This window comes from Microcystis sp. CS-574, assembly GCF_028329095.1.
GTDB lineage: Bacteria > Cyanobacteriota > Cyanobacteriia > Cyanobacteriales > Microcystaceae > Microcystis > Microcystis ichthyoblabe_A.
On record NZ_JAQMSY010000182.1, the window covers coordinates 1 to 10,745 of the forward strand.

Below are 10,745 nucleotides of genomic sequence, written 5' to 3' on the forward strand. Positions count from 1 at the left end.
TAAACTACCGAATGGGGCCGATCGCTCTCCCGATGCTGCTTGGATACCTTTAGAAAAATGGCAAGCTTTAACCCCGCAACAAAAGGAAAGATTTTTACCTCTATCTCCCGATTTTGTCATTGAATTAATGTCTCCTAGTGATAGCCTAGAAACCGCTAGGAAAAAAATGCAGGAATATTTAGATAATGGGACTCGTTTAGGTTGGTTAATCAATAGAAAAATTAGAGAAGTAGAAATTTATCGTCAAGGACAGGCAGTAGAAATTTTAACTAATCCAGAAAGTTTATCGGGCGAAAGTATTCTGCCAGAATTTAGTTTAAATCTTACTTTGATTTGGTAAATCAGAGGTAGTGATTGCCGTTTAACGCTTGGCTTTGTTAGGCATTGTCTTCATCGATAAAATACCAAACTTGAGTTTTAAGGAAGATAGTCAGAATCAAGGATTTCTGCAAGGGTAAAGGGTGATTCAATTGGGAATAAATCAGCAGAAATTTGATACTTTCTAACCGTATCTTCTCTGGCTGCTTGGTAACAATCTATCCAGATTTCAGGAATCAATCTTCTCAGACTTGGACTCTCTTTTAATAAGCGTTGAACTTGTCGGCGTTGTTCAACAACTGTGCTGCGCCATCCTTGAGCATTTGCTTCCTTTTCAGTTAGCCAGTAAGTCAATTTAAGCAAATGTTCGGCAATGACGGTTAAGCGACTTTCTAGTTCTCGTTTTTCACTCCTTCCCATCGTTTCAATTTCTTCGATCAAATTTTCTAAGTCTAATTTTTCAAAACGATGTTCTTTGAGTAAATTAGCGGTTTCTTGTAACCATCGGTAGAAATCTTCTTGATAAAGACTTTTACCTGAGGAAACTAAAGACTTTTCGATGCTCATTTGATGATGACCTAGAAAAAAGAATTCTTAGATAATTTTAAAGCGACTCCCCGATCTCAAAAACATTGGCAGAATATCGCAGGATTACTCCCGAAAACATCAGAGCTTTAAATTTAAGCTAAAATTAGGTAAAACATCTTCACCCGATAAATCAGTGGGATTTTCTAAGATATCTACTTCCTTTCCTTGACGATAAATTTCAACTTGCCGATTCTGGGGATCGATTAACCAGCCTAACCTTGCGCCATTTTCCCTATACTCAAGCAGTTTTTTCTGTAATTTGTCAAGACTATCGGATTCAGAGCGCAATTCCACCACAAAATCGGGACAGAGGGGAATAAATCCTTTTTTCTGCTTAGGGGTTAAAGATTCCCAGCGTTCTCGACTCACCCAAGATAGATCGGGAGAACGAATCGCCCCATTTGGCAGTATAAATCCAGTGGAAGAGTCAAACCCGACTCCTAAAGCTTCATTTTCTTCGCACCAGCGAAACAATTGTCCTGTTATACGAAAATTTCGCTGTCCTGATTCGCCACCTGTCGGGGGATTCACGATTAATTCTCCTTGGGCTGTACGTTCTAATTTTAAGTCCCGGTTGACCTCCGCAAGGGCTTCAAACTGTTCAAGGGTGATAGAGAGAGCGATCGCGCTAGGAATTTCTAAGGAGAGGGTTTCGGGTGAGGTAGTAACTGCTAACATAATCCTTTGATCAGGTGCAACTTATACTATTAAAGATTATTGGTCAAGTTTCTGCACAGAATTCTTTAGCTTGCGCTGAACAAATTCCCGATTTTTTAGGGAAACTTCCACCTCAATCGGGCGGTTTCACTAAATAACAGGTTACAATAGCCAATAATTAACTAAATTTACCTAAAAACTATCGATCGTGTTCTACGCTATTGATTTCGGAACCAGCAATACCGTCATTACTCGTTGGAATGGGGCGACAAATAGGGCCGAAACCGTGAAATTATCGGAGTTATCCCAACAAATAGCCGACAATCCGCCCCTAATTCCCAGTTTACTCTATATTAAATCAGCCAATCCTCTGCAAGTAATTGCCGGTCAAGCAGTGCGCGATCGGGGTTTAGATATCGATCGAGATCCGCGTTTTTTTCGTCGCTTTAAACGAGGTATCGGCGCAAAAATTCAAGGATTTTTACCAGAATTAGAAGAAACTGTCCTCAGTTTCGAGGGGGTTGGCCAATGGTTTCTCGATAGCATCATCGACCAATTAAAAAACACCACCCCAGAAACCCCCCAATCTCTAGTTTTAACCGTTCCCGTCGATAGTTTTGAAAGTTACCGCAATTGGTTAAGCAATGTTTGTCAGGGATGGGAAATCGAACAAATTCGACTAATTGATGAACCCACGGCCGCCGCTTTGGGTTATGGAACCACGGGTGATCAGCTGATTTTAGTGGTAGATTTTGGCGGTGGCACTCTCGATCTTTCTTTGGTACAATTAGATTTAGATAATCCTCAAAAAAATCAAGGTTTTATTCTCAAGTGGGGAGAAAAACTTTTAGGCAATAATTCCGCCCAAAAAACTAAACTAGCGAGGGTTTTAGCCAAGGCGGGGATAAATTTAGGGGGGTCAGATATCGATGATTGGATTGTCAATTATTTTGCCCAAAAGCAATCTTTAGCGAAAACTTCCTTGACTACTCGTCTAGCAGAAAGATTAAAAATTAAACTTTCTTCCCAATTAACCGCCGAGGAGGTATATTTTGATCAGGAAAATTTCGAGAGTTACGAGTTAAGCTTAGATCGAGAACAATTGACCGATATTCTCCAACAACAAAACTTTTTTAATCAATTAGATGATTTAATGACGGGAGTTTTGCAACAGGGAAGACGCAATGCAGTTGAAGTTAGCGATATCGATGCGGTGTTATTAGTCGGGGGAACCGTACAAATTCCGGCGGTAAAAGATTGGGTGCGACAGTATTTTGATAGTAGTAAAATTAAAGAGGATCGACCCTTTGAAGCGATCGCTTTGGGAGCGTTACAATTAGCCCAAGGTTATCAAGTCAAGGATTTTCTCTATCATAGCTACGGCATTCGTTACTGGAATCGTCGCAAAAATGCCCACGCTTGGCATCCGATTATTAACTCCGGACAACCCTATCCTATGGAAAAACCCCTGGAATTAGTCCTAGGTGCTTCCGTGGACAATCAACCCAGCATTGAGTTAATTATCGGCGAATTAGGCACAGAAAGTGGAGCAATGGAGGTTTATTTTGATGGTGATAAATTAATTACTCGTTCCCTGAGTAATGGAGAAACTAGCGTCCAACCCTTAAATGATCGCGAGGGAGCCCGTTCGATCGCTAAACTCGCTCCTTTAGGTTTCCGGGGTAAAGATCGCATTAAAGTGCAGTTCTGGATTGATGATCAGTGTTTTCTGCGGATTAATGTGGAAGATTTACTCAGTCAAGAATTGTTACTAAATAATCAAATTGTCACCAAATTAAGCTAGACCCGGCTTCACCTAAAAATCAAGTGCAGACTCATAGTAAGTTTGCACTGATATTATCGCAATATTCTGTTTTACTGGTGGCTTTATCGACTGTGATCGCGCACGGGGATCGGGATTAGTTCGGGTTCGGGTTCGGGTTCCGGACCAAAAACACTCTCGACCAGTTTGCGCGCCCATTCTCTCAATTTTTCTATCACTTCATCTAAATAGTCCATTGACCAAATGGCTCCTTTGAGATACTAGCTATGAGTTTTCGTCGATTGATCCCCGCAACAGCTTTATTCTAGAGAATTTTAACTGATTTTCATCGTTTAGCTGTTCAATCTGACGAACGGGGGAATCTATATCTTGTACTTATATTAAGCTTAACATAACTTTTTAGTCTGAGTATATATTCTTGGTAATTCTTTTTTAAGATATTGTTAATAAGTTCCGTCGTAGGCGATCGAGGGCGGTATAGGCACTAATCTGGCGAATAGTCAAGCGAGATCGATTTTCTCCGAAACGATGCTCTGATACGGTAACATTTCGCCGAGGATCGGCTAAACCGATATAAACTAGGCCCACGGGTTTTGTCTCGCTGCCACCTCCCGGTCCGGCAATACCCGTGATACTGATCCCCCAATCGGTAGCGAGGCGTTTTTGCACTCCTAGAGCCATCTGTTGGGCAACAATGGCACTGACAGCCCCGACATTATTTAAATCCTGCTCATTTACGTCTAAGAGGGCAACTTTTACCCGATTATCGTAGGAAATAACCCCACCCCAAAAATAATCGGAACTGCCGGCGATTTGGGTGATAATTTCCCCTAATCCCCCTCCGGTACAGGATTCTGCCACACTCAAAGTTTGTTTTTGTCGCCGCAACAGTTCCCCCACTACCGAGGGTAAAGTATCATCATCGGCCCCAAAATAATCTAATCCGGCGATTTCCTTAATTTCCGTCGCTACCGGTTCAATTACCTGCAAAGCAGCCTCTAAAGAAGGGGCTTTCGTCGCAATTCGCAAACGCACTTCGCCTAAACCAGCATAGGGGGCAACGGTGGGATTAGTCAGATCAAATAAATGGGCAACTTTTTCCGCTAAAGCTGACTCACCGATACCGCGAAATTTCAGAGAACGACTATAAATCCTCTCTTTGCCCCATCCTTGACTTTTTAGGTAAGGAATGGCCGTTTCTACCCACATTCTCTTCATTTCTGAGGGTACTCCGGGGAAAGTGAGAATAGTTACGTTAGTCTCTGGTTGCCAGATCATGCCGGGGGCGGTTCCGGTCGGATTTGGCAAAAAATCGGCTCCCACGGGTATTAAAGCCTGTTTACTGTTACTAGGAGGCATTTCTCGCCCTAAACTCGTAAATTTAGCCTCGATTTCTGCTAAAATCTCTTTATCTTCTCTAAGGGGCGTTTGGAAAAAATCGGCGATTGTTTCTGTGGTTAAATCGTCGGGAGTAGGTCCGAGTCCCCCGGTAAAAATTAAAATTGAGGAACGTTCTCGGGCAATAGCGATCGCTTTTTTCAGTCTTTCTACATTATCCCCCACCACCGTTTGATAATAATGGGGAATGCCTAATTTTGCCAATTCTAGAGCTAAATATTGGGCATTAGTATTAACTATATCCCCTAATAATAATTCCGTTCCTACACAAATAATTTCAGCGGCCATAATTTTTGACAATTAGCTTAAATTTTCAATTTTGATCATCAACTGATCTCCTGTCACCATCGTTCGATCGGGTTTAGGTAACGATGGTCATGGAAGTTAACCATATCAATGCGCTCCCACATTATACCAGTAAGCTATCAACAATCAAAGTCTTGTATATTAAATGCCACTTTTAATAACCAGATTTAGTATCACTACCCATTAGCAAACGTAAAATCAGCGCATTATTGCCTTATATAGCAATAATTGATCATAATCAAGCATAACAAAGTATGGCCGAGCATCACCTCTTCCTTGCTGCCATCACAAACCACACCAAAATCATCTAAAATTAAAATGTCCACTAAATAATAAAATGCTATGACTCGCTGGTTTAATATTGCCGGTCCCTGTAAAGACGATATCCACTATATGCTCTCTCCCACAGTGCGATTACCAGATTTAGAGGAGCTAATTCAACAACGTAGTTATTTTGTCCTTCACGCACCACGACAGACAGGGAAAACCACCGCAATGTTAGCCCTAGCAAAACAACTTACTGCTACAGGAAATTATGCCGCAGTCATGGTATCAGTGGAAGTAGGAAGTGCATTTAATCATGATCCTAGTGCCGCAGAATTGGCAATTTTAGGGGCATGGTATAATACAATAAATATTCGTTTACCTAAAGAATTGCAACCACCTGTAAAAGAATGGCAACAGGAAGAAGCAGGAAGCAGAATCAAGGCTTTTTTATCAGATTGGGCAAAAGCTATCAATCGTCCCATAGTATTATTTATAGATGAAATTGACTCTTTACAAGACCAAACATTAATATCAGTTTTACGACAGTTAAGAGATGGTTTTCCTAATCGTCCAGAAAATTTTCCCTCATCTGTAGGATTAATTGGTTTACGAGATGTGCGAGATTATAAAGTAGCATCGGGAGGTAGTGATAGATTAAATACATCCAGTCCTTTTAATATAAAAGTTGCTTCTCTGACTATGCGAAATTTTAATCTTGCAGAAGTGGGAGAATTATATCAAAAACATACAGCAGCAACTGGACAAATTTTCACACCAGAAGCAATAGAAACAGCGTTTGATTTAACCCAAGGACAACCTTGGCTAGTCAATGCTTTAGCTAAAGAAATTGTAGAAAAAATGGTGAAAGATAGAAGTATTCCTATTACTAAAGAACATATTTTAACAGCCAAAGAAATATTAATAGCTCGTCAGGATACTCATTTAGATAGTTTAGCGGAAAGGTTAAGAGAACCAAGAATTAAAGCCATTATTGAACCGATGTTAGCCGGTTTAGAATTAGGGAATATACCTAATGATGATATTCAATTTGTCATTGATTTAGGATTATGTAAAATGCACCCCTACGGAGGTTTAACTATTGCTAATCCCATTTATCGGGAAGTGTTACCCAGAGTTTTAACAGTCACACCAATGGCTTCTTTACCAATGATTGCACCGACTTGGTTAACACTGGAAGGGGAGTTAAATCTAGATGCTTTATTAACAGCATTTCTCAAGTTTTGGCGACAGCACGGAGAACCGTTATTAGGTAGCACTGGCTATCATGAAATCGCACCGCATATTGTATTAATGGCTTTTTTACATCGTGTGATTAATGGTGGGGGAGTTTTAGAAAGGGAATATGCCATTGGTAGCGACAGAATGGATTTATGTTTACAGTATAAAGATGTAATTTTAGGGATTGAATTGAAAGTATGGCGGGATAAAAAACGCAATCCGCAAGCTGACGGAATTGAACAATTAGAATCTTATTTAGGGCGTTTGGGTTTAGATTTTGGTTGGTTATTTATCTTTGATAGGCGGAAAAATGCTTTACCAATGGAAGAAAGGTTATCCACTGAAGTTGTGGTGACGGAAAATCAATATAGAATTACTGTGATTAGAGCTTGAGTGTTTTAAATGAAGTATTTTTGGAAACAATGCTTTTTTCAAAGATATTTAACGGTGAATTTATAAGGTACGTTGCATTTAATTAACACACCCTACAGAATTGGCTGCTTAATTTTTATTTCAGCTATTCATAAACTTTACTTCTATGGGCGATAAAAATTATCGTTACCAGTTTTAAATCATCATTAATTTCATAAATAACTCTATAGTCACCTACTCGATAACGATAATAACCTGATAACTCACCTTTGAGAGATTTTATATTAGGATGATTACGAGGATTAATTTTTAAACGTTCAAAATATCTATCTAACTTTTTTTGTAAAGTAGCAGAAGCAGATTCAAAAAACTCCCCTGCATCAATACTAATAACAACAGTATAATTAATATTTTCGTTTAAGTTTGTCAACAGTAATCACCTTTCCTTGTTTTACATTTTCTCTAGCATGATCAAAATTTTCTTTAAATCCTACAATCTCTAATAACTCTTGAGTAGCATCATCTTCTCTTGTTGCCAAATATGCTAAAAAATCAACTGCTACGAGTAATTTTTCTGGTGACAGTTGTTCAACATATTTTTGGATTTGTTCACGAAGTTCTAACGTATTCATAGATTATTTTGGTTATTTACCCAATTTGATTATATCTGATTCTGAGAAAATTTAGATCCGCGACTTCTGTTATTAATCTTCTGATGTAATAGATAATTTGTAGGGTGTGTTAGCGACAGCGTAACGCACCTCATATTTACTAAATAATTTATTTTATTATGTTTTTAAAAATCTCATTTAATAATAATGGTGCGTTACGTCGCGTATTTAATTTATTTGTATATTTTATAATCTTTTTGCGTTCCTAACGCACCCTACAAACTTAATATTTTCTTGTAACCTTTACAGGTTACAATCTACAAGTCTCGACGCGAGAGAAGACCCAAACGAAAAATCATTCCTAAAAAACCAAAAACCCCAACAATCACATGGGAGTTGGCCTTTAGGTGCTTTCATCTCAAAAGTAATATCAATGTAAGACAACCAGCTTCCTCCTTCTCTCCATCCTACCTTGTCCCCGAACTTTTCCCAGATTTCTCGGTTATATTCTCTCGTTCCCCCTAAACCCTGATAAATGCGTTTCTGAACAGAAAACCCAAATCTACCATTACTGTATTTTACCCACAATTGGTCAATGGTGCGGAGGTCTGCACAGGGAAAATTATCAATGTGTTCATTATCTAACCAACTTTCTTCTTCGAGGTTTGCAACCGCTAACATTACCCTTGCTGTTTCCTCATCCGCTTCTTTCCATTTCCCAGCTTTGAGTAAGTCACGGAGTTTGCTGTAGTCCATTCCTGCATCTGATTTTAATTCTACCTCTCGCTGTAAGCTCATAGTGATATTCCTGTAGATTAATTTTTAAGAAATATACTAGAGACATCCTAACATAGGTTACACTCCACAAGTCTTGATGCGAAAGAGCGGAAAAATCACCATTTTATATTTAGGACTTACGCAAGATGTGACTGAAAACCTTATTCTTGCGTAGGGGTAATTCATGAATTACCCCTACTTTCGTTCCCTTTTGCGTAAGTCCTAAAAAAATATCATGCAAGCATACAAACTCAAAGGAAAAATTGATCAATCTGGTAACTTGCTGATTACCGAACCCCTGAATTTAACCCCCAGAAACGTGGAAATTGTAGTTTGGGCAGCCACAGATAACCTTTAATATTTAATAGAATTTTCTCGCAGCCATTCTGATATAGTTTCTTGACTTTCTTGACCGTTTGCTAGTCGTTCCATTATTAAAACAACTTCGGGTTCTGGAACATCTAACGAATATCCATTTAATTCCAGAAAGATAGCCATTACTACGAAAGCTACCCGTTTATTACCATCTATAAAAGCATGATTTTTAGCAAATCCATAACCATAAGCCGCAGCTAAATCAAATATACTGGGTGTAGGTTCACCATAAGCAAGTAAATTTTTTGGTCTATCTAAACTAGCTAAAAACAAATTGTTATCTCGCACACCTGCAAGACCACCATGCTGTATTAATTGGTCTTCATGTATAGCTTTAACAATTATTTCATCTAACCAGAAAATTCCATTCATTTCCCTAACTCATGAAGTGCATTTCTGTATTTTGTGCTGACTTTTCTGTAAGCCTCCATTGCTTTTTCAAAATCAGGATTACCAGCAGTTATAATAATACCTGTTGGTGTTTCAGTGACAAATACACTGTCTCCTTCTTGAACTTTAAGTTTTTCCAGAGCTTCTTGAGGTAATGTTATAGCCAAGGAATTTCCAACTCTACTAATTTTTAAGGTGTACATTCAGTTAATAACCTCCAATTCAGTCAATTTGAGATAATAATATAAAAACTAGAGTCTCATGAAAAACATCATGCAAGCATACAAACTCAAAGGAAAAATTGATCAATCTGGTAACTTAGTAATTACCGAACCCCTGAATTTACCCCCCAGAAAAGGGGAAATTGTAGTTTGGGCAGCTACAGATACCCTTGATCATACCACAACCCTAACCACTGAATCAGCACCAGAAACACCAAAAAGACCAACTAAAATCAAGGTTTTGCAAAACTGGTTTGAGAAAACCCAACCTGCACCTCCTGATTTTGATCCAGATCAAGCTAAATGGGAATATTTAAAGGAGAAACATAACCTGTGAAAATCTTGCTTGATACCAACATAATTATAGATAGTGTAAACTTAAAGAGTTCACCCACTGCCAAAATTCTATGACTCGCTGGTTTAATATTGCCGGTCCCTGTAAAGACGATATCCACTATATGTTATCTCCCACAGTACGATTACCAGATTTAGAGGATTTAATTAAACAAGAAAGTTACTTTGTCCTACACGCACCACGACAAACAGGGAAAACCACCGCTATGTTATCCCTAGCAAAACAACTTACCGACACCGGAAATTATGCCGCAGTCATGGTATCAGTGGAAGTAGGAAGTGCATTTAATCATGATCCTACTGCCGCAGAATTGGCAATTTTAGGGGCATGGTATGATACAATAAATATCCGCTTACCTAAAGAATTGCAACCAGCTGCTAAACAATGGCAACAGGAACAACCGGGAAGCAGAATTAAGGCTTTTTTATCAGATTGGGCAACATCCTTAAACCGCCCTTTAGTATTATTTATAGATGAAATTGACTCTTTACAAGACCAAACATTAATATCAGTTTTACGACAGTTAAGAGATGGTTTTCCTAACCGTCCTGAAAATTTTCCCTCGTCAGTAGGATTAATTGGTTTACGAGATGTGAGAGATTATAAAGTAGCATCTGGTGATAGTGATAGATTAAATACATCCAGTCCTTTTAATATAAAAGTTGCTTCTCTTACCATGCGAAATTTTAATCTTGCAGAAGTAGGAGAATTATATCAACAACATACAGCAGCAACTGGACAAATTTTCACACCAGAAGCAATAGAAACAGCGTTTGATTTAACCCAAGGACAACCTTGGTTAGTCAATGCTTTAGCTAAAGAAATTGTAGAAAAAATGGTAAAAGATAGAAATATCGCTATTACCAAAGAACATATTTTACAAGCTAAGGAAATATTAATTGCTCGTCAGGATACTCATTTAGATAGTTTAGCGGAAAAACTCAGAGAAAAACGAGTTAAAAACATTATTGAACCAATTTTAGCAGGGCAAACCTTACCCGATACCCTAGCAGATGATAGGCAATATTTAATAGATTTAGGATTATTACGACGTGATCCGATGGGGGGATTAGTTATTTCTAACCCCA

Annotated in this window: 14 protein-coding genes; 6 read left to right on the top strand and 8 right to left on the bottom strand. The window is 38.6% G+C overall.

Features of this window, described 5'->3' with window-relative positions:
• On the top strand, positions 1–340 hold a 340-nt coding region (locus PN470_RS14695; RefSeq protein ID WP_271936223.1), incomplete at its 5' end, for a Uma2 family endonuclease.
• A gap of 77 nt (positions 341–417) precedes the next feature.
• Here PN470_RS14695 and PN470_RS14700 read toward each other — a convergent pair.
• Positions 418–885, bottom strand: coding sequence for a DUF29 domain-containing protein (locus tag PN470_RS14700; protein WP_271936221.1), 468 nt, complete (start codon positions 883–885; stop codon positions 418–420).
• Between the two features lie 99 nt (positions 886–984).
• Positions 985–1,584 (bottom strand): Uma2 family endonuclease, encoded by a 600-nt coding sequence (locus PN470_RS14705; RefSeq protein WP_149107853.1) that lies wholly within the window; start codon positions 1,582–1,584, stop codon positions 985–987.
• 187 nt (positions 1,585–1,771) lie between these two features.
• Here PN470_RS14705 and PN470_RS14710 point away from each other — a divergent pair, with 187 nt between their 5' ends.
• Positions 1,772–3,367: an Hsp70 family protein gene (locus PN470_RS14710; protein ID WP_271936218.1), complete on the top strand. Its 1,596-nt coding sequence runs from the start codon at positions 1,772–1,774 to the stop codon at positions 3,365–3,367.
• 411 nt (positions 3,368–3,778) lie between these two features.
• Here the strand turns inward: PN470_RS14710 and PN470_RS14715 are convergent, their stop codons facing one another.
• A complete protein-coding gene (locus PN470_RS14715; protein ID WP_271936217.1) occupies positions 3,779–5,032 on the bottom strand; it encodes a competence/damage-inducible protein A in 1,254 nt (417 codons plus the stop codon).
• Positions 5,033–5,392: 360 nt separating this feature from the next.
• On the opposite strand from PN470_RS14715, the gene PN470_RS14720 reads away from it, so the two are divergent.
• On the top strand, positions 5,393–6,949 hold the full coding sequence (locus tag PN470_RS14720; protein ID WP_271936215.1) for an AAA-like domain-containing protein: 1,557 nt from the start codon (positions 5,393–5,395) through the stop codon (positions 6,947–6,949).
• Positions 6,950–7,073: 124 nt separating this feature from the next.
• Here the strand turns inward: PN470_RS14720 and PN470_RS14725 are convergent, their stop codons facing one another.
• The 3 genes from PN470_RS14725 to PN470_RS14735 form a co-directional block, all read right to left on the bottom strand.
• Complete coding sequence (locus tag PN470_RS14725) at positions 7,074–7,358, bottom strand: type II toxin-antitoxin system RelE family toxin (protein WP_103112907.1); 285 nt, start codon at positions 7,356–7,358, stop codon at positions 7,074–7,076.
• A complete protein-coding gene (locus PN470_RS14730) occupies positions 7,333–7,560 on the bottom strand; it encodes a hypothetical protein (protein ID WP_002734104.1) in 228 nt (75 codons plus the stop codon). The genes PN470_RS14725 and PN470_RS14730 overlap by 26 nt, the downstream gene beginning before the upstream one ends.
• A gap of 282 nt (positions 7,561–7,842) precedes the next feature.
• A complete protein-coding gene (locus PN470_RS14735; protein WP_081330839.1) occupies positions 7,843–8,337 on the bottom strand; it encodes a GUN4 domain-containing protein in 495 nt (164 codons plus the stop codon).
• Positions 8,338–8,551: 214 nt separating this feature from the next.
• On the opposite strand from PN470_RS14735, the gene PN470_RS14740 reads away from it, so the two are divergent.
• Positions 8,552–8,674 (top strand): hypothetical protein, encoded by a 123-nt coding sequence (locus PN470_RS14740; RefSeq protein ID WP_258012269.1) that lies wholly within the window; start codon positions 8,552–8,554, stop codon positions 8,672–8,674.
• Here the strand turns inward: PN470_RS14740 and PN470_RS14745 are convergent.
• Positions 8,671–9,063, bottom strand: a complete 393-nt coding sequence (locus PN470_RS14745; protein WP_002751129.1) for a type II toxin-antitoxin system death-on-curing family toxin — start codon at positions 9,061–9,063, stop codon at positions 8,671–8,673. The genes PN470_RS14740 and PN470_RS14745 overlap by 4 nt on opposite strands.
• On the bottom strand, positions 9,060–9,284 hold the full coding sequence (locus tag PN470_RS14750; RefSeq protein WP_002751127.1) for an AbrB/MazE/SpoVT family DNA-binding domain-containing protein: 225 nt from the start codon (positions 9,282–9,284) through the stop codon (positions 9,060–9,062). Before PN470_RS14750 ends, PN470_RS14745 begins: the two co-directional genes overlap by 4 nt.
• A 70-nt stretch (positions 9,285–9,354) precedes the next feature.
• Between PN470_RS14750 and PN470_RS14755 the strand changes: the two genes are divergently transcribed.
• Together PN470_RS14755 and PN470_RS14760 are read left to right on the top strand one after the other, a co-directional pair.
• A complete protein-coding gene (locus PN470_RS14755; RefSeq protein WP_016515349.1) occupies positions 9,355–9,639 on the top strand; it encodes a hypothetical protein in 285 nt (94 codons plus the stop codon).
• 70 nt (positions 9,640–9,709) lie between these two features.
• Positions 9,710–10,745, top strand: a 1,036-nt coding sequence (locus PN470_RS14760) for an AAA-like domain-containing protein (RefSeq protein ID WP_272104736.1), incomplete at its 3' end; no start/stop codon positions are given.